This is a genomic window from Pedobacter sp. W3I1 (assembly GCF_030816015.1).
In the GTDB taxonomy this organism is placed as follows: domain Bacteria; phylum Bacteroidota; class Bacteroidia; order Sphingobacteriales; family Sphingobacteriaceae; genus Pedobacter.
On record NZ_JAUSXN010000001.1, the window covers coordinates 5,131,665 to 5,158,077 of the forward strand.

General features: G+C 37.6%; 24 protein-coding genes and 2 tRNA genes. 13 read left to right on the top strand and 13 right to left on the bottom strand.

All coding sequences use genetic code 11. The annotated features are described in order from the left end of the window. Window positions 1–6: 6 nt before the first annotated feature. Window positions 7–489 carry a GNAT family N-acetyltransferase gene (locus tag QF042_RS21000; protein ID WP_307532039.1) on the bottom strand — a complete coding sequence of 161 codons (483 nt, stop codon included), beginning with the start codon at window positions 487–489 and terminating at the stop codon, window positions 7–9. A gap of 212 nt (window positions 490–701) precedes the next feature. Between QF042_RS21000 and QF042_RS21005 the strand changes: the two genes are divergently transcribed. Continuing rightward, window positions 702–1,304, top strand: coding sequence for a hypothetical protein (locus tag QF042_RS21005; protein WP_307532041.1), 603 nt, complete (start codon window positions 702–704; stop codon window positions 1,302–1,304). A gap of 67 nt (window positions 1,305–1,371) precedes the next feature. Here the strand turns inward: QF042_RS21005 and QF042_RS21010 are convergent, their stop codons facing one another. Beyond that, a complete protein-coding gene (locus QF042_RS21010; RefSeq protein WP_307532042.1) occupies window positions 1,372–2,970 on the bottom strand; it encodes a S41 family peptidase in 1,599 nt (532 codons plus the stop codon). Between the two features lie 319 nt (window positions 2,971–3,289). On the opposite strand from QF042_RS21010, the gene QF042_RS21015 reads away from it, so the two are divergent. Then, on the top strand, window positions 3,290–3,739 hold the full coding sequence (locus tag QF042_RS21015) for an SRPBCC domain-containing protein (RefSeq protein WP_307532044.1): 450 nt from the start codon (window positions 3,290–3,292) through the stop codon (window positions 3,737–3,739). A 61-nt stretch (window positions 3,740–3,800) separates the two neighbouring features. On the opposite strand, the gene QF042_RS21020 is transcribed toward QF042_RS21015, so the two are convergent. Both QF042_RS21020 and QF042_RS21025 read right to left on the bottom strand, forming a co-directional pair. Beyond that, window positions 3,801–3,873: transfer RNA gene (locus tag QF042_RS21020), tRNA-Phe, on the bottom strand. A 231-nt stretch (window positions 3,874–4,104) separates the two neighbouring features. Continuing rightward, window positions 4,105–4,177: transfer RNA gene (locus QF042_RS21025), tRNA-Phe, on the bottom strand. Between the two features lie 228 nt (window positions 4,178–4,405). Between QF042_RS21025 and QF042_RS21030 the strand changes: the two genes are divergently transcribed. Beyond that, window positions 4,406–5,701 (top strand): (Fe-S)-binding protein, encoded by a 1,296-nt coding sequence (locus QF042_RS21030; RefSeq protein WP_307532046.1) that lies wholly within the window; start codon window positions 4,406–4,408, stop codon window positions 5,699–5,701. 80 nt (window positions 5,702–5,781) lie between these two features. Continuing rightward, a complete protein-coding gene (locus QF042_RS21035) occupies window positions 5,782–6,570 on the top strand; it encodes a (Fe-S)-binding protein (protein WP_307532047.1) in 789 nt (262 codons plus the stop codon). A gap of 730 nt (window positions 6,571–7,300) precedes the next feature. Here QF042_RS21035 and QF042_RS21040 read toward each other — a convergent pair. Then, window positions 7,301–7,786 (bottom strand): hypothetical protein, encoded by a 486-nt coding sequence (locus QF042_RS21040; protein WP_307532049.1) that lies wholly within the window; start codon window positions 7,784–7,786, stop codon window positions 7,301–7,303. Between the two features lie 50 nt (window positions 7,787–7,836). Here QF042_RS21040 and QF042_RS21045 point away from each other — a divergent pair, with 50 nt between their 5' ends. The 3 genes from QF042_RS21045 (at window position 7,837) to QF042_RS21055 (ending at window position 11,122) form a co-directional block, all read left to right on the top strand. Continuing rightward, window positions 7,837–8,316 carry an ABC transporter ATPase gene (locus QF042_RS21045; RefSeq protein ID WP_307532051.1) on the top strand — a complete coding sequence of 160 codons (480 nt, stop codon included), beginning with the start codon at window positions 7,837–7,839 and terminating at the stop codon, window positions 8,314–8,316. Between the two features lie 6 nt (window positions 8,317–8,322). Further along, on the top strand, window positions 8,323–8,613 hold the full coding sequence (locus QF042_RS21050; RefSeq protein ID WP_307532053.1) for a YciI family protein: 291 nt from the start codon (window positions 8,323–8,325) through the stop codon (window positions 8,611–8,613). 97 nt (window positions 8,614–8,710) lie between these two features. Beyond that, on the top strand, window positions 8,711–11,122 hold the full coding sequence (locus QF042_RS21055; protein ID WP_307532055.1) for an AsmA-like C-terminal region-containing protein: 2,412 nt from the start codon (window positions 8,711–8,713) through the stop codon (window positions 11,120–11,122). A gap of 74 nt (window positions 11,123–11,196) precedes the next feature. On the opposite strand, the gene mtgA is transcribed toward QF042_RS21055, so the two are convergent. Beyond that, window positions 11,197–11,925: a monofunctional biosynthetic peptidoglycan transglycosylase gene (gene mtgA / locus QF042_RS21060; RefSeq protein WP_307532057.1), complete on the bottom strand. Its 729-nt coding sequence runs from the start codon at window positions 11,923–11,925 to the stop codon at window positions 11,197–11,199. A 185-nt stretch (window positions 11,926–12,110) separates the two neighbouring features. Here mtgA and QF042_RS21065 point away from each other — a divergent pair, with 185 nt between their 5' ends. Both QF042_RS21065 and QF042_RS21070 read left to right on the top strand, forming a co-directional pair. Beyond that, a complete protein-coding gene (locus QF042_RS21065; protein WP_307532058.1) occupies window positions 12,111–12,920 on the top strand; it encodes a DUF1080 domain-containing protein in 810 nt (269 codons plus the stop codon). Window positions 12,921–12,950: 30 nt separating this feature from the next. Then, window positions 12,951–13,649 carry an SDR family oxidoreductase gene (locus tag QF042_RS21070; protein ID WP_307532060.1) on the top strand — a complete coding sequence of 233 codons (699 nt, stop codon included), beginning with the start codon at window positions 12,951–12,953 and terminating at the stop codon, window positions 13,647–13,649. Between the two features lie 459 nt (window positions 13,650–14,108). Here QF042_RS21070 and rplI read toward each other — a convergent pair whose 3' ends face one another. From rplI to QF042_RS21090, 4 genes are all read right to left on the bottom strand, one after another. After that, window positions 14,109–14,552 carry a 50S ribosomal protein L9 gene (gene rplI / locus QF042_RS21075; RefSeq protein WP_029277406.1) on the bottom strand — a complete coding sequence of 148 codons (444 nt, stop codon included), beginning with the start codon at window positions 14,550–14,552 and terminating at the stop codon, window positions 14,109–14,111. A 12-nt stretch (window positions 14,553–14,564) separates the two neighbouring features. After that, complete coding sequence (rpsR, locus tag QF042_RS21080; protein ID WP_010599582.1) at window positions 14,565–14,828, bottom strand: 30S ribosomal protein S18; 264 nt, start codon at window positions 14,826–14,828, stop codon at window positions 14,565–14,567. After that, window positions 14,828–15,184, bottom strand: coding sequence for a 30S ribosomal protein S6 (gene rpsF, locus QF042_RS21085; protein ID WP_307532064.1), 357 nt, complete (start codon window positions 15,182–15,184; stop codon window positions 14,828–14,830). The genes rpsR and rpsF overlap by 1 nt, the downstream gene beginning before the upstream one ends. 249 nt (window positions 15,185–15,433) lie before the next feature. Beyond that, window positions 15,434–16,027 carry a hypothetical protein gene (locus tag QF042_RS21090; protein ID WP_307532066.1) on the bottom strand — a complete coding sequence of 198 codons (594 nt, stop codon included), beginning with the start codon at window positions 16,025–16,027 and terminating at the stop codon, window positions 15,434–15,436. A 182-nt stretch (window positions 16,028–16,209) separates the two neighbouring features. Here QF042_RS21090 and QF042_RS21095 point away from each other — a divergent pair, with 182 nt between their 5' ends. The 3 genes from QF042_RS21095 (at window position 16,210) to QF042_RS21105 (ending at window position 20,235) form a co-directional block, all read left to right on the top strand. Then, on the top strand, window positions 16,210–17,073 hold the full coding sequence (locus QF042_RS21095; protein WP_307532068.1) for an AraC family transcriptional regulator: 864 nt from the start codon (window positions 16,210–16,212) through the stop codon (window positions 17,071–17,073). A gap of 76 nt (window positions 17,074–17,149) precedes the next feature. Further along, window positions 17,150–19,453, top strand: coding sequence for a TlpA disulfide reductase family protein (locus QF042_RS21100; protein ID WP_307532070.1), 2,304 nt, complete (start codon window positions 17,150–17,152; stop codon window positions 19,451–19,453). A 23-nt stretch (window positions 19,454–19,476) separates the two neighbouring features. Further along, window positions 19,477–20,235: a DUF1570 domain-containing protein gene (locus tag QF042_RS21105; RefSeq protein WP_307532072.1), complete on the top strand. Its 759-nt coding sequence runs from the start codon at window positions 19,477–19,479 to the stop codon at window positions 20,233–20,235. On the opposite strand, the gene QF042_RS21110 is transcribed toward QF042_RS21105, so the two are convergent. After that, complete coding sequence (locus tag QF042_RS21110) at window positions 20,232–20,978, bottom strand: hypothetical protein (RefSeq protein WP_307532074.1); 747 nt, start codon at window positions 20,976–20,978, stop codon at window positions 20,232–20,234. The genes QF042_RS21105 and QF042_RS21110 overlap by 4 nt on opposite strands. Before the next feature lie 136 nt (window positions 20,979–21,114). On the opposite strand from QF042_RS21110, the gene QF042_RS21115 reads away from it, so the two are divergent. After that, the gene (locus QF042_RS21115; RefSeq protein WP_307532076.1) at window positions 21,115–22,938 is read left to right on the top strand and encodes a DNA polymerase III subunit gamma/tau; all 1,824 of its coding nucleotides are present in this window, start codon (window positions 21,115–21,117) and stop codon (window positions 22,936–22,938) included. A 59-nt stretch (window positions 22,939–22,997) separates the two neighbouring features. Here the strand turns inward: QF042_RS21115 and QF042_RS21120 are convergent, their stop codons facing one another. Both QF042_RS21120 and QF042_RS21125 read right to left on the bottom strand, forming a co-directional pair. Continuing rightward, window positions 22,998–23,408 (bottom strand): hypothetical protein, encoded by a 411-nt coding sequence (locus QF042_RS21120; protein ID WP_307532078.1) that lies wholly within the window; start codon window positions 23,406–23,408, stop codon window positions 22,998–23,000. Window positions 23,409–23,984: 576 nt separating this feature from the next. Next, complete coding sequence (locus QF042_RS21125; protein ID WP_307532080.1) at window positions 23,985–26,204, bottom strand: NADP-dependent isocitrate dehydrogenase; 2,220 nt, start codon at window positions 26,202–26,204, stop codon at window positions 23,985–23,987. Window positions 26,205–26,413: the final 209 nt, after the last annotated feature.

Consider the following 26,413-nt stretch of genomic DNA (forward strand, 5'->3'; position numbering starts at 1 on the left):
AACAACCTATAAAACCAGTAACATCCAAACATTACAGGCAAAATGACCCGAATTACCCAATGGGGCAGCGAGTTTTTTAAATCCTGCTTTTTCGTACATACCAATTGCTGTAGAGAGCTCAGGAAACGACTCTAAATAAACTTCATTATAACCAAAATGCTGTGCCGATTCTATACTTTTCTCCATAAGCATTTTGCCAATACCTTTACCGCGTGAAGCTGCAGAGGTATACAATTTAACCAGCTCTACACAACCATCTGGCAAGCCTTCGGTTGGATAAATACCACAGCCACCAATAATAACACCATCCTCTTCGGCCAACCAGTAAGCCGATTGAGGGTGTTCGAAAACTGTAGACAATGCATCGGTTGTAGGGTCGGTGTATACAGTGCCAGGCTTGTCTATTTTAAATTCTCTTAAAATCGTCCTGATCATTGAAGCAGTAGCAGTATTATCTTGTGCAGTTATCTTACGGATGGTAATGGCCATGTATTTTATTTTTTGTAAAGTTAGTAACTTGCATCAATTGTTTAAATCGGCTAAACGATTAATTGAGTTAATTGTTGAGATTGACCTGCAGTTAACGGGCAACCTGGTTTTTAAGCAGCCCCTTCTGAAATAGATTTATTATTTTGGCGTTATGTTTGCAGTACATAAATATCCAAATTTCTGGGTACATACTATCACCTAACACACATAAAATGAAACAAAGATTATTAATATGCCTTTTAACTGTTGGCCTTTTTGGCTGTGGAATAAACAGGCAGGCACAGCAGATAAAAGCCCTGGAAGACTGCACTTATAAAATTACAGGTGTACAACAGGTATCGATTGCAGGCACAGATGTAAAAAAGTTAATGGAACAGCAAAGCTTTAGCTTAACCAGTTTACCTGGGGTTGCATTAGGTTTGTTAAGAAAAGACATTCCGCTTAGAGCCAATCTGAATTTAGAAATAACCAACCCATCGAGCAATTTAGCAGCCATAAACCAGTTCGAATATAAAATATTGGTCAATAATACGGATTTGGCAGAAGGCATTGTTAACCAAAATGTAAGCATTGCACAAGGTCAAACGGTTACTGTTCCGGTGCAGCTGGTAAGCAACATTTATGGGTTAGTATCTAACGGAAATGTTTTTAATGATATTATCAAGGCTGCTCAGAAAGGATCATCTTCAAAAGATGAAAAACTAGGCCTATTAACCATTAAAATAAAGCCAACCTTTATGCTGGGCAATACACCTGTTAAATATCCTGGTTACATTACCATTAACAAAGATATCAGCAGTAAAATATTATTGTAAATATAACCATAAATAAAAATACCCGCTTAACAAGCATGTTAAGCGGGCATTTTCGTTAAAAGATTGATTAAAATCTTTTGTCAGGTGTCATGATCATCCCCTTAATTCCTTTTGGATCCAACTTTTCATCCAGCGACCTCAGTTCTGCAACCGATAGTTTTGATGGCATTGCTGTTGTGGTTGCACTTAAACTAGCTGTTTTTGCAGCTGTAGTTACAAAACTACCGTTTTTGGCATACAATAATGCGTAAGCCAGCAAAGTCTCTGTTTCATCTCCCCAGGCTTTGGTTAAATCTTCTGCCGATTCTTTATCAACCGTGAGGCCTGAATAGTAGCCACCAACGCCAAGTTTATTTTTCGTTTCAAATTCTGGGATATACATATCCACCTTGTCTATTCTGATCGGGAAGAAACCAACAGGTTTACCATAAGTTGTTCTACCGATTAACTTTACATCCATTACCGGTTTTAAGCTGTTAATGGTTAATTCGCTTGCAGATGCAGTAGATCCCGTTACGATAAAATAAACCCTGTTTAATGTTAAACTACCTGATTTTGCAAATTTCTCTATATTATCGGTAGCTGTAGGCGAATAATTTAAATCAGCATAAGTGGCATACTTTCCATTTACACCCGTGGTAAAGGTCTGTAATTTACCCGCATCATCTAACAATGGTTGGTGTGCCAAAATGGAGGCTTTACGCTGAGCAGTAGTGATAGACTGTAGATAGTTATTGTAATAAGAAGTAAACATCGTATTACCTGTTTCTCCTGCTGGTGCTGCTAAATTAATCATCTGGGTAGCTGTTGAAACATAACCCCCACCGTTATAGCGTAAATCAATAATCAATTCGCTTACCCCCTGGGTAGCAAAATTAGAAAAAACTGCATTTATGGCTGCAGAAGCATTATTGGTAAAACTATTAAATACAATGTAACCCACTTTCTTTGTACCAACCGTATAAACATTGGTAAATAATATCGGATTAACAGTATATAAACTGCTAGCTATAACCGCTGTTTTCGGGTTGCCTCCAATATCATTAAAAGCTAAAGTCACACTTGCATTTGTACCAAAAATGGCGTTATTTAAAAAGTTAACGGCACCAGGATAGGTTAGATCTGTTCTTCCGTTTACACTGGTTATCCTACAGCCACGGGTTAACCCCTGCAATGCTGCCGGTGAGTTTGGATAAACATATTTTACCCTTAAATCTGCCGTGCTATTATACTGAACAGAAAAACCGTAATCATTGGCCGAACCGTTTACATCTGCTTTAAGTACTCCTGTTTTACCTGTTGTAGCTGCCGTATAGTCGAAAAACGAATATTTAGGTTCGCTTGAAGTGCTTACAAATTCATAAGGTTTTCCTGTTGCCGGATCTAAAGAATATTGTGTCATGGCATATAACTCAGCTTCATTCGAACTAAATCCGCGTGGATTAAATACTTCATAAGTCGGCAGTGAAGTATTCCAATAATAAAGTTCTTTACCGTATAAAAAAATAGAATCTTTAGTCAATTCATCCCGTGTTCCGTTAGGCGTTGTCACTACGGGTGGAGTTACAGGCTCATCGGGCACGTTACTGCTCTTTTTGCAGCCAGTAATGGCCCCAAAACTTAAAAAACCTAGTGCAACCAGGTAAAGGAATCTCTTATTTCTCATGGAAATTATGGTAACGTTATCTTTTATATACGTATTGGATAATAGTTAAGTTGTTCAGGAAGAAACTTTTATCAACCAACAAACTAAATTTAATTCAAAATATTGTGCTCTTGCGCATATGTATCGGTGAATTACGTAAATCTACCGATTAAATTACTTTTCGCTGAGATATTTATTAAATTTCAAAAAAGATATTTCAAAACGGTGTCCAGACGAAAGTCCTTATGCCCCCATAAATTGTCGCCTTTGCACCGCTTAAGTTAATCAAATCCTCTGCAAATTTGTTATACTAACTATCTGATTTAAAAATCTAAGAACCATGGAAAAGATCGAATTTAAAACCACAATTAACGCCAAAGCAGAAAAAGTTTGGGATGTTCTTTTTGGCGTAGAAACCTACCCCAAGTGGACAGCTGCTTTTATGGAAGGCTCGCGTGTAGAAACCGATTGGAAAAAAGGAAGCAAAGCCCTGTTTCTCGGTAATAACGGAGATGGAATGGTAGCTGTGATCCAAGACAATATCCCTAACCGATACATGTCTATCAAACACCTGGGCGAAATAAAAGATGGCAAGGAAGATCTCAGCGGAGATTGGGGCGAAACACTCGAGAATTATACCCTCAATGAAAAAGATGGAAAAACGGAGCTTACTATTGATATGGATATCAGCGAAGATTGGAAAGCGTATTTTGAGAAAATCTGGCCAAAAGCCTTAGATAAGGTTAAAGAAATAGCCGAAAAACGAAATGAATATCACGTAGAAACATAAATGTTCGCTACCTCAAAACGTAAAAAGCCTTACATTTCTGCAAGGCTTTTGTTTTTTTAAGTGGTGCCACCTGGATTCGAACCAGGGACACAAGGATTTTCAGTCCTTTGCTCTACCGACTGAGCTATGGCACCCCCTTTTGGGATTGCAAATGTAGTGTTCTTTTTCCCAAATCCAAAAAAGGATTCAAATTTATTTTAAAAAAATAACGACCTGTTTAGCCATATGAATTCATTTTTCTGATAATCAGCAAAATGCAATCAAAAAAATATTGATCAAATCTGCTACTTTCTTTCTTTTCCGTAAAACAATAGCGAAAGGCTAGAAATCAAAAAAGCCTCTCATTTCTGAAAGGCTTTTGGAAGTGGTGCCACCTGGATTCGAACCAGGGACACAAGGATTTTCAGTCCTTTGCTCTACCGACTGAGCTATGGCACCATCCGTTTGGGATTGCAAATGTAGCGTTCTTTTTTCAAAAGCAAAACTTTTTTCCGATTATTTCATTGCTACGCTGATTATCAATTAATTAATTTTTCGCCTTTCTTAAAATAAGCCTTAATCATTGCTTAGAATGAGTACAAACAAACAATTTTATTATTTTTTTTATGCATGCATAGTAATTTATTTAGATTAATATCCTAATTTAGCGTAACAATCTAATATTGCATGGTAGCACAGATCCTTTTTCTAGTACTTACACTTGCAGCAATTGCGCTGTTTACAGTTAATCTGCGTAAAATAATTCGCAATATCCGTTTAGGTAAACCGGTAGATCGACACGATCAGCCGCAAAAAAGATTAATGACCATGCTTCGCGTGGCTTTTGGACAATCTAAAATGGTTGTCCGCCCTATCCCGGCTTTTCTCCACTTTTTTGTTTATATCGGTTTTGTAATCATCAACATTGAGGTGTTGGAAATTATGATCGATGGCCTTTTCGGCACACACCGTATTTTTAACGGCTTAGGTGGTTTATATAATTTTTTGATCGGGTCTTTCGAAATCCTTGCTTTTACCGTTTGGGTTTCATGCGCTATTTTTCTTATCCGCAGGAATATTCTAAAACTTAAACGCTTTAGTGGCGTAGAGATGAAAAGCTGGCCGAAATCCGATGCTAATTATATTCTCATCACCGAGATTTTATTAATGAGTGCTTTTTTGTTCATGAATGCAGCTGATGCAAAATTACAACTTTTGGGCGCCAGCCATTATGTTAATGCAGGTGCATTTCCGGTAAGCCAGTATTTAATTAATCTCCTGCCTTCATCAGAAAGCGCCTTGCTTATAGTAGAGCGCAGCTGCTGGTGGTTCCATATTATAGGCATTTTGGCTTTCTTAAATTACCTGCCTTATTCGAAACATTTTCATATTCTTTTCGCTTTTCCAAACACCTATTTTTCTAATTTGGAACCTAAAGGTGAGTTTACCAACATGGCTTCGGTTACCAATGAAGTAAAGGCCATGCTCGATCCTTCTTTTGTTCCGGCAGAGACCGAACCTGGCAAATTTGGCGCCAAAGATGTAACCGATTTAAGCTGGGTAAACCTGATGAATGCTTATACCTGTACTGAATGTGGAAGGTGTACTTCGGTATGCCCGGCAAATATTACAGGCAAACTTTTATCACCACGAAAAATTATGATGGATACCCGCGACCGTATTACAGAAGTGGGCCAAAATATTGATAAACACGGCGCAGAACACCAGGATGGAAAATCTTTATTAGACGATTACATCAGCAGAGAAGAAATTTGGGCTTGTACCAGCTGTAACGCCTGCGTAGAGGCCTGTCCGGTAAACATCGATCCATTACAGATTATTATGGAGCTTCGCCGTTTTGCAGTGATGGAAGAATCGCAGGCACCTGGAAGTATTAATGCGATGATGGGAAATATTGAGAATAACCAGGCACCCTGGAAATACTCTCCAGCCGATCGTTTTAACTGGGCACAAGAAAGCTAGCAATTGACAGTTTTCAGTCGACATTGAATTAAAAATATAATTACATCAGGTCTTGATACTTGATATTAGATACTAGACAAATGGAATTTAAAGTCCCTACAATGGCCGAGTTAATGGCCGCAGGTGAAGAACCGGAAATATTATTTTGGGTTGGCTGTGCTGGAAGTTACGATGAAAGAGCGCAGAAAATTACCCGCGACATTTGCAAGATCTTACATCATGTAGGTATAAAATACGCTGTATTAGGAACGGAAGAAAGCTGTACCGGAGATCCTGCTAAAAGGGCTGGTAACGAGTTCCTTTTCCAGATGCAGGCCATGACCAATATCGAGGTATTGAATGCTTACAATATCAAAAAAATTGTAACAGGCTGTCCACATTGCTTTAATACCATTAAAAATGAATATCCGGGTTTAGGCGGCACTTACGAAGTGATTCACCATACGCAACTGATCCAGGATTTAATTAACGAGGGCAAACTAAAAGCCGAGGGCGGCGAAAGTTTCAAAGGCAAAAAAATCACCTATCACGATCCGTGTTATCTGGGTCGTGGAAATGGAATTTACGAAGCGCCCAGAAAAGCCTTAGAGATACTTGATGCACAGTTGGTGGAAATGAAACGCTGCAAAAGCAATGGTTTATGCTGTGGTGCCGGTGGTGCACAGATGTTTAAAGAGCCAGAAAAGGGAAATAAAGATATTAATGTAGAACGTATTGAAGAGGCTTTACAAACCAATCCACAGGTTATTGCCGCTGGTTGCCCTTTCTGTATGACCATGCTAAGTGATGGCATTAAATTAAAAGATAAAGAACAGGAAGTTAAGGTAATGGATATTGCGGAGATTACCGCAAGGGCAAATGGCCTGTAGCCATCATTTTAACTAAATAAACAAAGAGGCTGTATCACAAGTATAACTTGTCGGGGTTTCGTCATTCCAGTCAGTTTTAGCAAAAAACAAAGGAGTTGGGTGACAGGTAAGATAAATCGTCATCTCGACCGCAGTGGAGAGATCTTTTAACATAGTCCAAAGATCTCTCCACTCCGCATTTGCTTCGGTCGAGATGACGCCAATTTTAGATCTGTCATTGGTAACTCGATTGGGGGCACGAAGTGCTCATCGCAGATAATCTTAATGCAAGCGCTTTAAGATTCCCGCCTGCGCGAGAATGACGACCACACTAATGGATTCTTTCAATGGTAGCCTGTCGAAAGGCCTGTTTAAATGCCCCTCAAAACATTTCGACTACTTGTCCCGATTCATCGGACAGATTTAATAGCTTCTTATTTTAGGAAAGCAATAGCAGCATTCAATAGGTTAATTTCTCCCTGCTCTGCCTTTCCCGATGAAAATCGGGATCGTTCGATCAGGTTTAGTTTTGTTATTTTTCTGCTACGATGTCAGTTTTCCGTGCCACAGGCCCAAGTTCATAGCCCTGATCGAAGTGGCATCCCCGATATTTCATCGGGATAAAGCGAAGAGCAGGACTAAATAAAAAAAAGCAATTGACACTGCGCTCCAGAACCGACCAGTGAGCTTAATAAGAAATTAATAAGGTATGTAATCAACTAAAATTCAAATGCTCATCATCAGCGGCAGTCTATGGTTTCTGAGAAATTGAAACCTCTGCATTAATTTTATTCAGGTTATCACGGATGAGATTCAAATCTTCGGCTTCCACGTTTTTTAAAGGAATAATGATCTGTGTAGCCATCGAATCTACATCGCCTCCCCTGTCTTTATAGGTCTGCACAATTACGTCATCACCTTTGGTGTGGATATACAATTTACCAGAAGTGCTTGTACCATAATAGTCCATATCTTTAAATTTCGATAACTTAAATGCGAAATACTCGGTTTTACCGTTATTAAAATACCGCTTGTAACGGCAAAAGCCATTGTTGGTAACATTTAGCTCATAACGTTTTACCTGGTCGCTTTCCTGGCTGTTATCGTAATGATCGGTAAATGTTTTTTGAAGAAAGTTAATCGATTGCGCTATGGATTCGGGGTCGGAAAAAGCACATAAAAACATACAAAAAGCCGAAAGCAGGGATATTTTCAAGCAGAGTGTAAACTTTTTCATCAGGTTAGCGTTTTAAACACACCAATTTAATTAAAATCGTAAATTTGTATATGAGTTTTTCTCCACAATCAAGAGTTTGGGTATACCAAAGCGATCGTAAATTTACTTCGACCGAAGAAAATGAGATCTTAAACAAATTAGCAGCTTTTACAAACCAATGGAAAGCACATGGAAATGAATTGCTTGCAAAAGCAGAAATCCGCTATGGCTTTTTTATTATCCTAACAGTCGACGAAAGTCAGGCGGGTGTTACCGGTTGCTCTATTGATAGCTCTGTTCGCTTAATTAAAGAAATTGAACAGGAATACCATGTAGATCTTTTTAACCGTTTCAACATTGCCTACAAAGTAAATGGAGCAGTTGTGGTAAACAGCAAAGAAGATTTTGAAACGTTGGTCAATATTAAACAGGTAACACCAGAAACTACAGTGTTTAACAATATGGTGCAGAACCTGGCAGAACTGGAGAACAAATGGGAAGTACCCTTTCAAAATAGCTGGCATTCTACTGTTTTTGCCCATTTATTATAAAAAAGTATGTTTATCATAGATCTTAAATATATTGTTCCGCTAACCGAGTTAGATGAGCATATGGATGCCCATGTTCAATATTTAAAGAAGTACTATAAAAAAAACATTTTCGTGGCCTCGGGTAGAAAAGTACCCCGTACCGGTGGAATTATTTTAGCCCTGGCAAAAGATGAAGAGGCTTTAAAAAAAATCCTGATGGAAGATCCGTTTTACAAACACCGGTTAGCCGATTTCTCCATTACACATTTCTTAACCTCACAATATCATCCAGATCTCGAATCACTTTTAGGAAATTAATTCTTAAAACCAGCAGCGGTATTCTACATTATTTTCGCTATTAGTCAAACAATTAGCTGGCAAAAAACATTATATTGGTTAAATCAAACTAATGTTTATGAAGCGCTGGCTCAAAATCTCTTTAAAAATTATATCTGTTGTTGTTGTTCTGATTATCCTAACCTGGCTGGCAGGTGCATTTTATATCAGCAGAAATAAAAAAGAAGTACTTGCTTCTATCCTGTCGCAGCTCAATAAAAATTTAAACGGAAAAATTACTGCTACAAGCATGGAGCCCACACTCCTTAAAAGTTTCCCAGGCGTTTCGGTATCCTTAAATGGTGTATTACTTAGAGATAGCCTATGGAACCAACATAAACACGATCTTTTAAAAGCGCAGGATATAGATGTATCGCTAAATGTACTTTCGCTTATTGTGGGCAATATTAACATTAAACAGATTGCGATTAATAACGCATCTATTTATATCTACACCGATTCTACAGGCTATAGCAATACCAGTATTTTTAAAAGCAAGCCTAAAACGGAGAAAACATCGTCATCAAAATCCTCAGCATTAGAAGTTAAGAAAATTGATTTTAACCAGGTGAGTTTAATATTGGACAACAAAAAGAGATTCAAGTTATTCAATTTTAATATCGATCAGATCCAGGGCAGAATGGAATACCCTGATAGCGGCTGGACAGGTAAAATCAAGTTAATGACTAAGGTAAACAGTTTCGCCTTTAATACGCGTAAAGGTAGCTTTTTGAAAGACAAGACCTTGGATGGAACATTAAATGCACATTACAGCCGCGATATGCATGCGGTAATTCTTAGTCCTGAAATATTAAACATTGGCGGCCACCCTTTTAAAATCGGTGCTAAAATAGGATTAGATAAATCTGCTTTTGCCATTAGCATAGCTGTTGATAATATTTTATTTAGAGATGTTGCTTTACTCCTGTCGCCTAATATCTCTTCCAAACTCTTAAAGTTCGGCATAGAAAAACCGATCGATATCCAGGGAAATATTATTGACGATGGATCAGGAAAATATGGAGATCCATTGATCAAAGTGGGTATAACCGTTCGGGATAATGTGGTTTCTATTCCATCAGGTAAATTAACGGCTTGTAATTTTGATGGTTCCTTTACCAATCGGGATACCGTTGGTGGTATTATTGGTGATGAAAACTCATCTATCAAATTCCACAGGCTTACGGCAAAATATTTTAATGCACCGCTTAAAATCGACACTTTCTCGGTAAATAATTTATCTCGTCCAATTGCCACCGGACTGGTAACTTCACAATTTCCCCTATCCAATTTAAACAATTCATTAGGCACGAATGATTTCGAATTTAAAAACGGAACAGCCAACTTAAGGTTATATTGCAAGGCTGATATTGATAACTTCAGGTTTACCAAACCAGTTGTTTCGGGGAAAGTACAGATCGCCGATGCCGACATTCTTTACATCCCCCGGAGGCTCCATCTGGTAAAAAGTGCGCTAAACATCAACTTTAACCAAAATGATTTATCGATCCAGAATGGGCATTTCCAATTGGGCAAAAGCGAACTTAATGTAAGCTGTAGCATCGCCAATTTTGCCAACCTGTATTACACTGCCCCCGAGAAAATATTGGTGAACCTAAAAATGTCAAGCCCTCAGCTCTACCTAAAAGAATTTTTACCTTTCTTAGGACCAAGAACAGCAAAGAAAAAATCGGGCGGAAACAAACAAGTGGTTTCGAAAGAGCTCAGTAATGTATTGGAGCTTTCGAAAATGAATATCCGCTTAACAGTTAATAAAGCCATTTATGATAATTTTCTGGCCAAAAACCTCGATGCTGACATTTCTTTACGTGGCGGAGGTATATTTTTCAACAAAATAAGTGTGGCCCATGCCGGGGGACAGCTATCACTAAATGGAAGTATTATGCAGGAAGCTGCCTCAAATAGCTTTAAAATCAACTCAAAGATCAGCCATGTAAGTGTTAAAGACTTCTTTTATTCGTTTGATAACTTCGGACAGAATACCATTACCAACAAAAATTTAAAAGGTTATTTATCATCGTTGGTTAACATTTCCGGAAGAATATCGCATACAGGAAAAATTCTTCCACGATCGATAAACGGCAAAGTAGTGTTTAACCTAAACAATGCAGCCCTGGTTAATTTCGACCCTATGATTAGGGTAGGAAAATTTGCCTTTGCCAATAGAAACCTATCAAACGTAGAAATCAAAAACCTCGATGGGACCCTTAATATCCATGGCGACAAGGTAGAAATCAATCCGATGCTGGTAAACTCAAGTGCTTTAAACTTTAATGTAAAAGGTACTTATGCTTTAGGAAATGGCACAAATGTAGAGATGGACATTCCATTGAGAAACCCTAAAGGGGATGAAAACCTAACCAGATCAGAAAAAAGAGAAGCCCGTATGCGCGGTATTGTATTGCACTTAAAAGCCGTAGATGACGAAAAAGGTGGGATAAAGATCAGGTGGAATAAGGATCATGAATAGTTTTAGTCCCAAGTCTGGAGTCCTGAGTCTTCAGTCAATTAATCGACTAAGGACTTTGGACTCAGGACTTAAGACTAAAAATCCAACGGTCCTAACCTGTTCATATTTCTTAAAATCAGATATTGGCGGTGCCTGATGTATGGGGTTGCATTTTTGGGCGTCCATCTTCTCGGGTTTGGAAAACAAGAAGCAATTAAAGCAGCTTGTTTCTTAGTCAGTTTTGTACAAGACTTACCATAATACTCCTGGGCAGCAGCCTCGGCACCATAAATCCCATCACCCATTTCAATTACGTTCAGGTAAACTTCCAATATTCTTTCTTTACTCCAGAAGAGCTCGATCAATAAGGTAAAATACGCTTCAAAACCTTTTCTTATCCACGATCGGCCAGGCCATAAGAAAACGTTTTTAGCTGTTTGTTGTGAAATGGTACTTCCACCCTTTACCTTTTTCCCTTTGGCGTTACTGGCAAAAGCTTTTTCAATGGCTTTCATATCAAAACCAATATGTTTTAAAAAGAGTTGGTCTTCGGCAGATACTGCAGCTCGTTTCATATTATCAGACATATCTTCGAATTTCACCCACTTTTTCTCCGTTTTAAAAGGTTTTCCATCGGCTTTACGCTCAATGTTCCGTAGTACCATTAAAAGTGTAATAGGAGGATTGATAAAACGTAGGGCGATTACCCAAAACACAGAAACCAGCAGAAAATATAAAAATACTTTCGTCGCAATATTGATAATCTTCTTTAAAAGGGGATGTTTTGCCTTGCTTTTAGTTCTGGTTGTCCGCGTTTTCGCCATGGTGCAAAGGTAATTAAAGGGATGGAAGATGGGAAGTACAGCAGATGGGAATAATGCAAAAAAAATATTTTTGTACTCAAAAAACAAAGCTAAAATGCAAAATTCTCGTTGTAAACCTTTAATGCACATTAAAATCACTTTGTTTATGTATTTTGTGATTCAGATTTTTAAACAAAATTAACCAAATGAAAAAACTGGGTTATCTTCTTCTTGCCGTTACCCTATGGAGCTGCAGCACAACGAAAAACATGAATAACCAATCGGAAAAGTGGATAACGCTTTTTAACGGGAAAGACATTAAAGATTGGAACGTTAAAATCCACCATCACGATTACAATGTAAATTTCGGAAATACCTTTAGGGTTGAAGATGGAATAATACAGGTACGATACGATCAATACGGCGATTTCAATGATCAGTTTGGTCATCTTTATTACAAAATGCCTTTTTCCTATTATCATTTAAAATTAAAATACCGTTTTGTTGGTGAGCTGCAAAAAGGTGCGCCAAGTTATACCTTGCGTAATAGTGGGGTAATGTTCCATTCTCAAGATCCGAAAACCATGCCTAAAGAACAAGATTGGCCAATTTCAATCGAAATGCAGTTTTTAGGTGGTTTGAGCGATGGCCGTCCCCGCCCTACCGGAAATATGTGTTCGCCAGGAACGGAGATTTTTTATAACGGCAGTAAGTTTCCGGGCCACTGCCTGGATTCAAAATCAAAAACGTACGATGGCGACCAGTGGGTATCTGCCGAACTTATTGTTATGGGCGATTCGATCGTAAAGCATATTATTAATGGTGATACCGTATTGCAGTATAACAAGCCACAAATTGGCGGAGGCGTAGCTAATCGTTTCGACCCGAAAATTAAAATCGATGGAAAAGCGCTTACACAAGGTTTTATTGCCTTACAAAGTGAAGGACAGCCGGTAGATTTTAAGGATATCCAGATTATGGAACTCCCACACCATGGCAAGAAAAAATCTAATTAAACATTTTTCGATATCATACGTTACAACAACATGAAAGTTGCATTAATTACAGGAGGAAGTAAAGGAATTGGTTTCGGCATTGCCGAAGCCCTTTTAAAAGAAGGTTATAAGGTAGCCATTACCAGCAGAACAATTGCGAGCGCAAACCAGGCGGCGTCACATTTGGTGGCACATGGTGATGTATTGGCCATTGAGGCAGATGTTGCAGATTTTAATTCTCAGCAGGATGCCGTAAAATTAATACTTGAAAAATGGGGACAATTGGATGTACTCATCGCCAATGCAGGTGTTGGTCATTTTGCACCCATTGATGAATTAGACATTAATTTATGGAAAGAAACCATTGATACCAATTTAACCGGTGTTTTTTACAGTATCAAAGCCGCTGTTGAAGAAATCAAAAAAACGAAAGGGCATATCTTTACGATATCAAGTTTAGCAGGCACAAACTTTTTTGCAGGAGGTTCTGCTTATAATGCCAGTAAATTTGGTTTAACGGGCTTTACCCAATCGGTTATGCTCGATTTAAGAAAATATGGCGTAAAGGTGAGTACCATTATGCCCGGATCGGTAGCGAGCCATTTTAACGATCACCAACCCAATACTGAAGATGATGCCTGGAAAATCCAGCCAGAGGATATGGGTAAACTGATTGTTGATTTATTGGCCATGCCAGCAAGAACATTACCGAGTAAGGTAGAAATCAGGCCAACCACGCCGAAAGGGTAACCTTATTGTATAGACGTTCACTTAAGTCTGTGGGAACCTATAAGGTTTCCCACGGGTTTGCTGATTCAGCGCCCATTAAGCATTTTTATTAGCAGTTCATTACATTTTCATCATATTCTCACTGTCGATGCGCTAAAATGCCCTGACTTTGTTACAAAAACATCTTATATCTGGGTTGACTTTGTTACAAAACAGGAAATAGTGACCTTTAACGATTCATGGTATATGGAAGCGAGTTTAGGCTAGAAAAAACAATTACTCCAGCAGGCAAGCCATATCTCTTATTAAACCTTCCATACTACCTGGAACGCGAATTGCAGAATATGCTGAGTGGTTAACAAATCAATCACTGTAAAATCATACACCGTCATCCCTCTTACATTATTACATCTTACATCCAATAAAAATGGCCTCTCGATTTTCATCAAGAGGCCATTTTTATTGATTCTTAAAGAATGCTTATTCAGCTACTACTTCAAAAGGAACCTGAACTTTAACTTCTTTGTGTAAGTTTAAGTTAGCAACATATTCGCCAACAAATTTAGGCTCAGTTTCGAAAGTAATACGACGACGGTCTACATCAAAGCCTTGTGCTTTTAATGCTTCAGCAATCTGGATGGTGTTAACCGCTCCGAAGATTTTTCCGCTTTCGCCTGCTTTAGCGCCGATTGAAAGTTTAACATCAGTTAAACGCTCAGCAACACCTTCAGCATCTTTCTTAATTTTATCTTGTTTAAAAGCAGCTTGCTTTAAGTTTTCAGCTAAAACTTTTTTAGCAGAAGAAGTAGCTAATGCGCCAAATCCTTGAGGGATTAAATAGTTACGGCCATAACCTGGCTTTACTGTAACTACATCATCTTTTTCACCAAGGCCTTTAATATCTTGTTTTAAAATAATTTCCATATCTCTAGCCTCCTATTTTAATTGATCAGCAACGAAAGGTAACAAACCGATGTGACGGGCACGTTTAACTGCCTGAGCCACTTTACGTTGGAATTTTAACGAAGTACCAGTTAAACGGCGTGGTAATAATTTACCTTGATCGTTAATAAATTTCAACAAGAAATTTGCATCCTTGTAATCGATGTATTTAATTCCGTTTTTCTTGAAACGGCAATATTTTTTACGGTTATCCTCTACTTTAGGGGCAGTTACGTATTGTATTTGTTCTCTTGCCATTACGCTGCAACCTCCTTAGTTTTTTTGTTAAAAGCACCACTACGCTTTTTCTCATTGTAAGCAACAGCGTGTTTGTCTAAACGGATAGTTAAGAAACGCAACACACGCTCATCGCGTTTTAATTCAAGCTCTAATTTTGCGATCAAATCACCTGAAGATTTGTATTCAGTTAAGTTGAAGAATCCGTTTGATTTTTTCTCAATTGGATACGCTAATTTTCTCAAACCCCAATTATCTTCCTGGATAATTTCGGCTCCGTTATCAACAAGGATTGCTTTATATTTGGCTAATGCCTCTTTAGCAACTTCTTCTGATAACAAAGGGGTTAGAACGATAACAGTTTCGTACTGATTCATTGTTATAAATTATGTTTTTAATTTTTAATCCCGAGGTATATTACGGGGATGCAAAAGTAACAATATATTTCTTAAAATCAAAGGATTAATCAGAAAAAAGCGCAATACCAATCAACTAATACAGAAACATTGGCACAAAGGAAATATCTTCCTCATTTCAGCGCAAATAAACTACTTTTAACAAGAGCTATAAACAAAAAAGGAGACTATCTATCAAGACAATCTCCCATATCAATTAGCTGTAAATGTTTAATACGTTCCTATCGTTTTAACAAAACTCTCTTCTTTGTACTTCACCACAAAGGTTAATTCTTTAGAATCTGTTTTACCGATATTGAATTTTTTTACCAGTTGCGATTTATCTTTGAATACCTCATTATAAACCTCATCATTGTATTCGTTATAAACTTTAACTTCTACCGGACTATTCTCCAGGTTTTCAAGGTTAAGTGTAATTACCTGATCTTTTTTAGTATAAACAGGTTTAAATATGTTAGAAACTTTTGGCTCTGAAACAAGGGCCTCACCATCTTTGATGGTTACTGTATATTTAGCCAGTTTTAATTCAGATTCAACTTTAAGCACGTAGTTTCCATCAGGAAGTGCGTTTAAATCATAAACCTTGCTTGAGAAAGCTGAAGCATGGATATTTTCTTCAAATAAAACTTCCTCATCTGCACCGATCAGTGACAGATTAACGTTTTCTGCTTTATCTACAGAAAAACGGATAAACTTTTCTTTTTCGCCTTTTACTTTTAAAGTAAAATTATCATCGTTAGCGTGTACACCCGTAGCAGTAAAAAGTGAGGCTGCTATTAAACCGATTTTTAAGAACTTTTTCATAACCAATATTTTTAAAGAGTTAATAATTATATGACACCACTAAGGTATGGAGCTATCTGAAAGATAGATGATTGCATATTTTCCGATATCTATGCTATATTACCCCAGTTTGACTGTTATTTTAATAAAACCTATAATAAAGCATATTTTTTATGTATTTTAGAACAATAATTTAGCAAAACATGAAGCCAAGTTTTGAGGTTGTTGAACCTTCTTTCGGAAGTTCATTTTATTATTCGAAATATGTAGAGAACGCCAATAATATGGCGCACCTTTGGCATTACCACCCTGAAATTGAAATGGTATTTGTTAATGGCGGAGCTGGAAAAAGGCAAATTGGCAGTCACGTTTCCTATTACACCGAAGGCGATTTGATCCTGATCGGCAGCAATCTCCCCCATTGCGGCTTTACCGATACCAATACCGGCAACAAAAATGAAACCGTTATCCAGATGAAGCCCGATTTTTTGGGCAGCACTTTTTTAGGTCTGCAGGAGATCAGAGGGATACAAGAATTGTTCGATAAATCGAAGGCCGGAATTGCCTTTGGCCGTGAAACGATGCAGATGGTTGGCGACAGGATAGAAATGATGGACGATCAGCCGCCTTTTGAAAGACTTTTAACTTTACTCAGCGTATTAAAGGAATTGGAACATGCGAAAGATTATAAAATCTTAAATGCCGACGGATTTTCGATGGAAATGCAGGTACAGGATAATGACCGCATTAATATGATTTTTAACTATGTGAAAGATCACTTCCAGGAGCAGATTAGCTTACAATATATCGCGGAAATGTCGAGTATGACTGTTCCCTCATTTTGCCGTTATTTCAAAAAAATCACCAAGAAAACATTTACACATTTCGTAAACGAATACCGCGTAGTGCACGCGTCAAAACTTTTAGCCGAAAAACCGACCAGCATTGCCAATATTTCTTACGAAAGCGGTTTTAACAACTTTAGCCACTTTAATAAATTGTTTAAAGAGTTTACAGGCAAAAGTGCTTCAGAATACAGGCACGAACTTAAATCGGTAATTAAGTAGTTTACAACGCTTATTTAACAGAATTTAACAGGCGATAATCCGTTTTTTAGTTATAATTGCTTTATAATCTAAAAACATGAAAAACAGCTCTCTCTATCAAAAAATTGTACTAGCCTTTTTTCTATCAATAGTTACAATAGGCCTGCACGCGCAAAAAACAATAACCAATCCCTTGATTGGTTTTAACAGCGCCTCATCAACCCTAAAAATTACAAAAATAGTCAATTCAGATACGGCTACTGTATTATGGTTTACCACTACACATCCCGCCGGGCAATGGATCAGAATTCCAAAGGATACTTATGTTCAAGACAACACGAGTACTACTAAATACTATATCAGGAAAGCCGTTGGCATCCCACTGGCAGAACAGTATTTTATGCCATCAGGTGGTACAGTATCCTATCAGCTCATTTTCCCAAAAGTAAATGCAAAAGCCACAAGCATTGATTATGGAGAAGAAGGCGACAATGCATGGAAGATTTACGACATCGCCCTGCAGAAAAGCAAAAATTTACTTCCAAACTTTATCTATACAAGCTGGTATAATAAACAAAATAGTAATCTCGAAGTTGCTTTTTTCAATAAAGAAGTAGTTTACAACAATAAAATTTGGTGGTATAAAAATATCGTTAAAAAAACCAACAGCGATAACACCACTATATCTATTACCAACGGAAAAGAAACCAAACAGCTTTTAATTAGCGAGCTACAAGGCAACAACATTAACCTTATTATTGACAACAAAACGATTCAGTTAAGCAAAAATCAGGCTGATTGTAAAAAAATCATCGATAAAAAAACCTATCGACTTCCCATCTTCAAAAACGATAGCGCTATTTTTAGTGGTTACATTAAAAACTACAGCCCGAAATTAGCCACAAAAACCTTAATGTTATATGTAGACAATATTATCACTGGAAAACAAGAAAACCAGATCATAGCAATACAGAAGAATGGTTATTTCTCAACTAAAGTAGGTATCTATCACCCTGAAAGGGTTTTTCTGAGGTCGGATATATGCAATGAAAATGATATCTATCTGGAACCAGGCAAAGAACTTTTCATGATTATTGGTGATGAAAACTCAAGGTATATTGGTGAGCTGGCGCGATTAAATGAGGATCTTTCGCTTTTAAATAAAACTAATTTATTCGACTATGAAGACATGAGAAAGAAAATAGTCGATATGAAGCCGAACGACTATAAAACTTATTTACTGAACCTTCAAAAAACAGAACTTTCCAAATTAGACTCTATCCACCAGCTTGGATACCTTTCAGAAAAAGCCTATCAAATCAAAAAGTTAGACATTGTCTTCAGTTATGCCAATCACATTATAGAGTATAACTGGAATTATGAATATGCGAATAAAGAGAGTAAAAAACCGGCTGAAAAATATCCCAATGATTATTATAATTTTTTCGATCAAAAAATCATCAATGACGAACTTTCTGTAATCAGTGGAAATTACAATACCTTTATTAACAGATTTAAATTTTTACCGGGAGTACGACCTGACAGATATAGTTATATCCATAATTATGCTGATATGTTAAATGCTCTTAAAGCGAGTAATATCGCACTTACAGATTTAGACCAATCTTTCGAAAAATTAATATCATCAGATGGGGCTTCGTTGAAAACAGATAGTGCTGATAAACCCACACAAGATGCATGGCTGCAGGAACGTGGTGATTTTATCAAAATCTTCAACACGAAAAATGCTTCAAAATATTACATCAAATTAATCGATTCGGCATTTAACATTAACAAAGGCATTTTGATTGATATTATGAACGCCCAAGATATTTCGAGGCCAATGGTTACCGAACTCTCCCCAATCAACGAGAACAATTTGCCTTATGCCCTATCAGATATTAATAATCAATTTCTAAAAGATTATATCAAACTCCAGAACAACGACACTCAGAAACAGCTCATTGCCAATAAAAAAAATGGGGGATATTTTGTAAATCCAACACCAAAAGTAGAAGCGGATAAAATTTTAGATAACATTATCGGCAAACATACAGGCAAGGTTATTTTAGTTGATTTTTGGGCAACATGGTGTGGTCCCTGCCTTAACGGAATTGCAGAAATCAGGCCTTTGAAAGAAGAAATGAAAGATAGCAATGTGGTTTTTATTTACATTACTGATGAAAGCTCACCGTTGGTTGCCTACCAGAATTTAGTACCCACTATAAAAGGACAACACTATAGGCTAAAAAGTGATGAATGGCGTTATTTAGCTGATAAATTTAAAATTACAGGCATTCCGCATCAAGTACTGATTAATAAAGAAGGAAAAGTGGTAAACCCAGCTTTGGGATTTATGGATAATGGACAAATTAAAAAATTGTTAGAAAAACACTTGTAACAGAGAGGTTTAAAACAACAAACATGAACAAATTTCTGCTACTTATAATAGCAAGCCTCATCAGCCTATCCCTTTATGCCCAATATGTTGAGATCAATCTCGTAAACTGCAAAATAAGTGAAACCGAGCAGAAGAAGATAGAGAAACTGATTGCTTACGAGCGTATGTTTTGCAATGAAATTTTTGAAACCAGAGAGAACATTACTGCCCCGGTAAAAATAAACCTGTATGGAAAAAGTAAAGATTATCGAGTGGTGCAAAAAACATATGGTGCACCGATAAATAGTGCCGGATTTTACATTGCCGCCATTAACGAAGCCTTTGTATACAAGAGCAGCGATTTCATTTCAGTAGCGCTCCATGAGGCCAGTCATAGTATTTTTCAGTTTAATTTTAAAAAATCACCCAAATGGCTTAATGAAGGGCTTGCAGAGTTTTTCGAAACATTAGATTTTGACAGTGAGGGGAATTTATACTCCTATCCACAAAGTGGTAGAATTAAGAGTATAAAAGCAGGAATAGATTCAAAAGACACCGAAAGGTTAAAAAATTTCTTTAAAATATACAGCGGTTCATTTTACGGGCATGGAGTAGACGACAACTACAACACGGCCTACAGTGTGATCTACTTTTTTATAAAATCCAAAAGAACAGACCTGCTTAAAAAAATAATAAAACTAAATACGCAGGGTTACGATACTGAAAAAGCGATTGAACTGACTTTTGGCAGCTTTGACTCGTTTGAAGAAAGATATAAGCTATTTTACAACCTGCATCATTAATATTGCTTAACTTTTATACGATAGTTACCTTTATAATATTCTTTCATTTTAATTACCTCTTTTGATTTCTCGGTTAGCCAGAAAATAGCATAACTGTCTTTGCTGTAATTAATTTTAAGCAGCCAACACGTAGTTGTTATATCTGCATTCAATTTCAAATTATCCTTGCCGATCACTTCATAACGATGATAGGTAGCTGATTTTTCGTTGGGATCAAAAAAGGAAATATCAAATTGCTGTCCAACCTTTTTAATTGGCAATAATGGATAGGTTTCTAAATCCTGCTCCCACGAAATGATTGGAATATCCAATTTAACCCGACCCTTTTTGATTGCATCATTATTTTTCACTGTATCAGCAGGCTGCATGAAGCCATTTTTATAATCGTAAGCAAAAATGCCTCTGCGTTTATAACTGGCATAATGATAAATTGGAGACATTGTTTTTCGATCACAAATATTCGTTATTGTGGCGAAAAGAGAATCGTTGTGAAGCCATTTCCAACCAAATTCTACAACTTCATTTTTATCTCTTATTTTAAAAGCGACTGTTCTTTCCCATATATCTCCAATAGTCCGTTTCGTTTCAAGAGAATCAGTCATATAAACCAGGTAAGTGTTTTTTCCCTCTTTCAGATTGCTCATCACCAGTTTATGGTTTTGTGCATTTATAGTATCAACCTGTGCCATCGAAGTGCCTGCAAAAGACAACAATATCGCGTTAATAAAAATTAATATCCTCATTTATAAAACTTTATGATTAGATCAAATTCCTTAATAAATGTTACATGATCTTATACAAATCGTTTTTGTATTTCAACTTTTCCACATTCCAACTTTTCAATCTTACAACACCTAAATTTTTCCTATTTTCGTGCCGATGGAAAATTTTATCGTTTCTGCCCGTAAATACCGCCCAGCCACCTTCGAAACCGTTGTTGGCCAGCAGCATATTACAGGTACGTTAAAAAATGCCATTAAAAACAATCAGCTTGCCCAGGCATTTCTATTTTGCGGGCCTCGTGGAGTGGGTAAAACAACCTGCGCACGTATCCTGGCAAAAACCATTAACTGCACCAACCTTACAGCAGAAATGGAAGCTTGTGGCCAATGCGACAACTGCCTTTCTTTCCAGAACGGGCATTCTTTTAATGTTCACGAATTAGATGCCGCTTCAAACAACTCAGTTGATGACATCCGTAGCTTAATTGAGCAGGTTCGAATACCGCCACAAGCCGGAAAATATAAAATCTATATCATCGATGAGGTTCACATGTTATCGCAAAGTGCATTTAATGCCTTTTTGAAAACACTGGAAGAACCGCCTTCTTATGCTATTTTTATCCTGGCCACAACCGAGAAACATAAAATCTTGCCAACCATTTTATCGCGTTGCCAGATTTTTGATTTCAACCGTATCCAGGTAGAAGATATTGCCAGTCACCTATCAACCATTGCACAACGCGAAAATATTGCTTTCGAAAGTGATGGTTTGCACATTATTGCCCAAAAGGCAGACGGTGGACTACGTGATGCACTTTCGATGTTCGATCAGATTGCCAGTTATGCAAACAAGAACATTACGTATAAGGCTGTAATCGATAACCTTAATATTTTAGATTACGATTATTTTTTCAAGCTTACCTCTTATTTAACCGCAGCAGAAGTTAGCCAAACCCTGCTCCTGTTCGACGAAATATTAAATAACGGTTTCGATGGCAATAACTTTATAAATGGCCTTGCTTCACATTTCCGTAATTTATTGGTGGGTAAAGATGCATCAACCATCAAACTGTTAGAAGTTAGCGAAAACATTAAACAAAAATACCTTGATCAGTGCAGGCAAACAGAATTATCGTTTTTGTTAACGGCATTGAACCTGGCCAATACCTGCGATCTAAATTACAAGAATTCTAAAAACCAACGTTTACAGGTAGAGCTGGCGCTGATTAAAATGTGCCATATCCGGTCGGTCGTCAATTTAGCACAACAGCCTTTAAGCCCTAATAACACAGCAACTGACGTAGATCAGGATAAAAAAAAAACTAATGTCGTAGCCGAACAGGCAGAAACACCAAAGTCAAATACAGAAAGCGAAAATACGGCTCAGGCTGTAGCTCCTATTGCTAAAAGTGCTGTTTTACCTCATATTCCTACAGAAGAAAAACCTAAGGAAACCGCTAAGGTTGGTCCGCCACCATCTGCAACTTCCATCAGCATCAATATTCCAAAAGTAAACGCGGTAAGTACCCTTATCCCTTCATTAAACGATTTGGAACGTGTAGCCCGGGGAGATGATGATGACGGACCAAAGAAAGTTACCGGCGATGCACGTGAAGCATTTAGTTATGATCGTTTATTGGAGGTTTGGAGTGCTTTTACGCAAAAACTTAAAGCTACCGACAAAATTAACCTCTTCACAATCTTAAATAATTTTGCGCCAACACTTTTAAATCCTGAGCTGATCGAAATTTCGGTAGAGAGTAAAACGCAAGAACATCTCGTACAACAAGAATCTGTTGAGCTTTTAAACTTCTTACGGAACGAGCTCCGGAACTTTGGTGTTGAGGTAACCTATAAATTAATGGAGCGCAAGATAGAAAACAGGCTTTACGGCAACCGCGAAAAGTATGATTATCTGGTAAACAAAAATCCAAAGCTTGATGAATTGCGCCGGAGATTTAATTTAGATATCAATCCTTAGTCAGTTTTCATTTCACAGCTTTCAGTTCTCGGTAGGCTAAAACTACAGCCTGGAAACTGCTAACTGATCTTAGGCGTATCGTTAACCGGATAACCTTCTTCATCTAAATCATCACGGTTATCTTCGGGAGTGCGGGCAAGAATTTCATCTTCCGGACTTAGTTTTACACTCTCTCCGTTATCCACGTGCATGCCCAACTCTTCCAGATTATCTTCGGCAACTTCTTCATTACGTGCGTATTCATCACCAACATAAGGATTAGCCTCATCGTAAGTCGAATCGTCATCTTTTGCACCTGCAGCAACCGTTTCATATCCCATCGGGTGGTCGTAATCCTTATCGGTACCTTTTACATCAAACTCGTAACTTTGCTTATTTTCATCATAAGCGAGATTCTCTTTATTGATTTCGCTATTCTCTGTAGTACTATGTATTTTATCCTGCGATCCTTTATTCTCGTTATTTGCCATGATATGGGTCTCCTATAATTTATATGAAGATAACAAACTGATACGGATAAGGTTTGTTTTGGTGATAGAATATTACTATTATTTGGGCGTGCCCCCAACACTATTAAGTTAAGGAAAAAACAAAAAACATTTCCCTTATTAATTAGAAAAGCAGTGGCAGAAGCTTTTGGGTTATAATAGTCCCGCTCCCGCTTCTGCCGATTGAAAATATCGGCATCCCGCTTTGATCGGGTTTAGGTAGCTCATACAGTACTACTATCGGATGTAAAATAAACACCTGCCCGTTGCAGGCGGGCGACCGACAGCGTTATCCCGATTTATTAATATTATTATTTCAACGTTATTTTTATCGGGATTAAGCAAAGGACGGGCTGGCAGAACCTAAGCAGCACAGGCATTGCTTTCCAAAAACAAAAAATAGTAAAAATGGAACAATCTTTATTGGCCACCCATATTGGTTTAAAACTATTCTTCATAAAAAAAGCGTCCCGATTTTTATATCAGGACGCCAAAATATTTTAAGAGTTGTCAACTTCCATACTAGAAGCATTATAAAGTTGACAACTCAAATTTAGCTTACAAAGAAGCCAAAGAAGTATTTAAGGTTTCACTAGGGCGCATGGCTTTACTTGCCAACTCATCGTTAGGGTTATAATAACCGCCAATGTTTTGAGGCTTACCTTGAGATCCGATTAACTCTTCATTAATTTTCGCTTCGTTTGCTAATAAAGTTTTAGCCAATGGTGCAAATCTTGCTTGCAAATCAGCATCCTTATTTTGGGCAGCTAAAGCTTCAGCCCAATATAAAGCTAAATAGAAATGAGAACCGCGGTTATCGATAGTACCTAATTTTCTACCTGGAGATTTATCGGTTGCCAAAAATTTAGCGTTAGCCTCATCTAAAGCATCGGCCAATATCTGCGCTTTTGTATTGTTTTGTGTTTGAGATAAATGCTCTAAAGAAGCCTGAAGTGCCAGGAACTCACCTAATGAATCCCAACGCAAATAACCTTCTTCGATAAACTGCTCAATATGTTTTGGGGCAGAACCACCAGCACCGGTTTCGAACAAACCACCACCGTTCATTAAAGGCACAATAGATAACATTTTAGCAGATGTTCCTAATTCTAAAATCGGAAATAAATCTGTCAAATAATCGCGCAATACGTTACCGGTAACCGAAATGGTATCCAAACCTTTACGGATACGCTCCAAAGTAAATTTAGTCGCTTCTATTGGCGCAAGGATACGGATGTCTAAACCAGTAGTATCGTGATCTTTTAAATAAGTATTTACTTTAGCGATGATTTCTCTATCGTGTGCCCTGTTTTCATCTAACCAGAAAACCGCAGGCGTTTCAGATAAACGCGCTCTGTTCACGGCTAATTTTACCCAATCCTGAATTGGTGCATCTTTAGTTTGGCACATGCGGAAGATATCGCCTTTTTCTACTTTCTGATCGAAAAACACTTTACCATCAGCATCGGTAACACGGATAATCCCTGCATCGGTAGCCTGGAAAGTTTTATCGTGTGAACCATATTCTTCAGCTTTTTGAGCCATTAAACCAACATTTGGTACCGAACCAATCGTGGTTACATCAAAAGCGCCATTTGCTTTACAGTCATCAATGGTTGCAGTATAAACACCAGCGTAAGAACGGTCTGGAATTAAAGCAATCGTATCCTGTGCTTTACCTTCTTTATTCCACATTTGTCCCGAAGTACGGATCATTGCCGGCATAGAAGCATCAACAATCACATCTGATGGTACGTGTAAGTTGGTAATTCCTTTATCAGAGTTTACCATAGCTAAAGCTGGTCCGTTTTCTATAGCCTGAGCCAAAGCAGCTTCAACTTCAGCCTGTTTAACATTACCTGCAATTTTCGCATATACATCACCTAAACCATTTCTCGTATCAATGTTAAGTTCCTTAAAAAGGTCAGCATATTTAGTAAAAACATCTGCGAAATAAACTTCAACAATGGCACCAAAAATAATCGGATCAGAAACCTTCATCATCGTTGCTTTTAAGTGCGCAGATAATAAAACGCCTGCTGCCTTAGCTTCCGCAATTTCTTTGGCTACGAAAGTTTTCAAAGCAGATAAGCTCAATGCAGAACTATCAATCACCTCGCCTGCTTTTAGTGGCGATAAACCTTTTAATTCGGTTACCGTACCATCAGCAGCTACAAATTCTATTTTAAATTGACTTGCTTCAGCCACAGTTGTAGATTTCTCTGAACCATAAAAATCGCCTTCAGTCATACTCACCACTTTGGTTTTCGAATCTGCCGACCATTTACCCATTGAGTGTGGGTTTTGTTTAGCGTAGTTTTTAACGGCTTTAGGTGCTCTACGATCAGAATTACCTTCACGTAAAACCGGATTTACAGCAGAGCCTAAAACTTTTGCATATTTAGCTTTAATTGCTTTTTCTTCGTCGCTCTGTGCATTATCAGGATAATTTGGAATGGCAAAACCCTGCGACTGTAGCTCCGTAATTGCATCTACCAGTTGAGGGATAGAAGCAGAAATATTTGGTAATTTGATAATGTTAGCTTCTGGAGTGGTAGCCAAAGCACCAAGCTCTGCTAAAGCATCACCAATTTTTTGATCGTCTTTTAAATACTCAGGAAAGTTTGCCAAAATTCTTCCTGCTAAAGAAATATCTCTGGTTTCTACATCAATACCAGCTGATGCGGTAAAAGCTTGTACGATAGGTAAAAGTGAGTAGGTTGCCAACATTGGCGCCTCATCGGTTTTGGTGTAGATAATTTTTGATGTATTTGACATGTTTATATTGATTTTGCTTATTAAGGTTAACGATCAGATCAATTTTCAGGTTTGTAAACCGATCTTTTTAAAATCGCCTAAAGATAAAATAATCGAATGAATTAAGGAACATCGTAATGTTATTTATGGTTTGAATTGTGGCATTACTTTTTAGGTGACAAGTAAAATATTAATGACGGAATTTGTTTTGGAGCGCAAGGTCATCTGCT

Excerpts from the sequence above, each read along its gene's own strand:
- QF042_RS21000 (WP_307532039.1), bottom strand. The coding sequence starts at position 489 with ATGGCCATTACCATCCGTAAGATAACTGCACAAGATAATACTGCTACT.
- QF042_RS21005 (WP_307532041.1), top strand. The coding sequence starts at position 702 with ATGAAACAAAGATTATTAATATGCCTTTTAACTGTTGGCCTTTTTGGC.
- QF042_RS21010 (WP_307532042.1), bottom strand. The coding sequence starts at position 2,970 with ATGAGAAATAAGAGATTCCTTTACCTGGTTGCACTAGGTTTTTTAAGT.
- QF042_RS21015 (WP_307532044.1), top strand. The coding sequence starts at position 3,290 with ATGGAAAAGATCGAATTTAAAACCACAATTAACGCCAAAGCAGAAAAA.
- QF042_RS21030 (WP_307532046.1), top strand. The coding sequence starts at position 4,406 with ATGGTAGCACAGATCCTTTTTCTAGTACTTACACTTGCAGCAATTGCG.
- QF042_RS21035 (WP_307532047.1), top strand. The coding sequence starts at position 5,782 with ATGGAATTTAAAGTCCCTACAATGGCCGAGTTAATGGCCGCAGGTGAA.
- QF042_RS21040 (WP_307532049.1), bottom strand. The coding sequence starts at position 7,786 with ATGAAAAAGTTTACACTCTGCTTGAAAATATCCCTGCTTTCGGCTTTT.
- QF042_RS21045 (WP_307532051.1), top strand. The coding sequence starts at position 7,837 with ATGAGTTTTTCTCCACAATCAAGAGTTTGGGTATACCAAAGCGATCGT.
- QF042_RS21050 (WP_307532053.1), top strand. The coding sequence starts at position 8,323 with ATGTTTATCATAGATCTTAAATATATTGTTCCGCTAACCGAGTTAGAT.
- QF042_RS21055 (WP_307532055.1), top strand. The coding sequence starts at position 8,711 with ATGAAGCGCTGGCTCAAAATCTCTTTAAAAATTATATCTGTTGTTGTT.
- mtgA (WP_307532057.1), bottom strand. The coding sequence starts at position 11,925 with ATGGCGAAAACGCGGACAACCAGAACTAAAAGCAAGGCAAAACATCCC.
- QF042_RS21065 (WP_307532058.1), top strand. The coding sequence starts at position 12,111 with ATGAAAAAACTGGGTTATCTTCTTCTTGCCGTTACCCTATGGAGCTGC.
- QF042_RS21070 (WP_307532060.1), top strand. The coding sequence starts at position 12,951 with ATGAAAGTTGCATTAATTACAGGAGGAAGTAAAGGAATTGGTTTCGGC.
- rplI (WP_029277406.1), bottom strand. The coding sequence starts at position 14,552 with ATGGAAATTATTTTAAAACAAGATATTAAAGGCCTTGGTGAAAAAGAT.
- rpsR (WP_010599582.1), bottom strand. The coding sequence starts at position 14,828 with ATGGCAAGAGAACAAATACAATACGTAACTGCCCCTAAAGTAGAGGAT.
- rpsF (WP_307532064.1), bottom strand. The coding sequence starts at position 15,184 with ATGAATCAGTACGAAACTGTTATCGTTCTAACCCCTTTGTTATCAGAA.
- QF042_RS21090 (WP_307532066.1), bottom strand. The coding sequence starts at position 16,027 with ATGAAAAAGTTCTTAAAAATCGGTTTAATAGCAGCCTCACTTTTTACT.
- QF042_RS21095 (WP_307532068.1), top strand. The coding sequence starts at position 16,210 with ATGAAGCCAAGTTTTGAGGTTGTTGAACCTTCTTTCGGAAGTTCATTT.
- QF042_RS21100 (WP_307532070.1), top strand. The coding sequence starts at position 17,150 with ATGAAAAACAGCTCTCTCTATCAAAAAATTGTACTAGCCTTTTTTCTA.
- QF042_RS21105 (WP_307532072.1), top strand. The coding sequence starts at position 19,477 with ATGAACAAATTTCTGCTACTTATAATAGCAAGCCTCATCAGCCTATCC.
- QF042_RS21110 (WP_307532074.1), bottom strand. The coding sequence starts at position 20,978 with ATGAGGATATTAATTTTTATTAACGCGATATTGTTGTCTTTTGCAGGC.
- QF042_RS21115 (WP_307532076.1), top strand. The coding sequence starts at position 21,115 with ATGGAAAATTTTATCGTTTCTGCCCGTAAATACCGCCCAGCCACCTTC.
- QF042_RS21120 (WP_307532078.1), bottom strand. The coding sequence starts at position 23,408 with ATGGCAAATAACGAGAATAAAGGATCGCAGGATAAAATACATAGTACT.
- QF042_RS21125 (WP_307532080.1), bottom strand. The coding sequence starts at position 26,204 with ATGTCAAATACATCAAAAATTATCTACACCAAAACCGATGAGGCGCCA.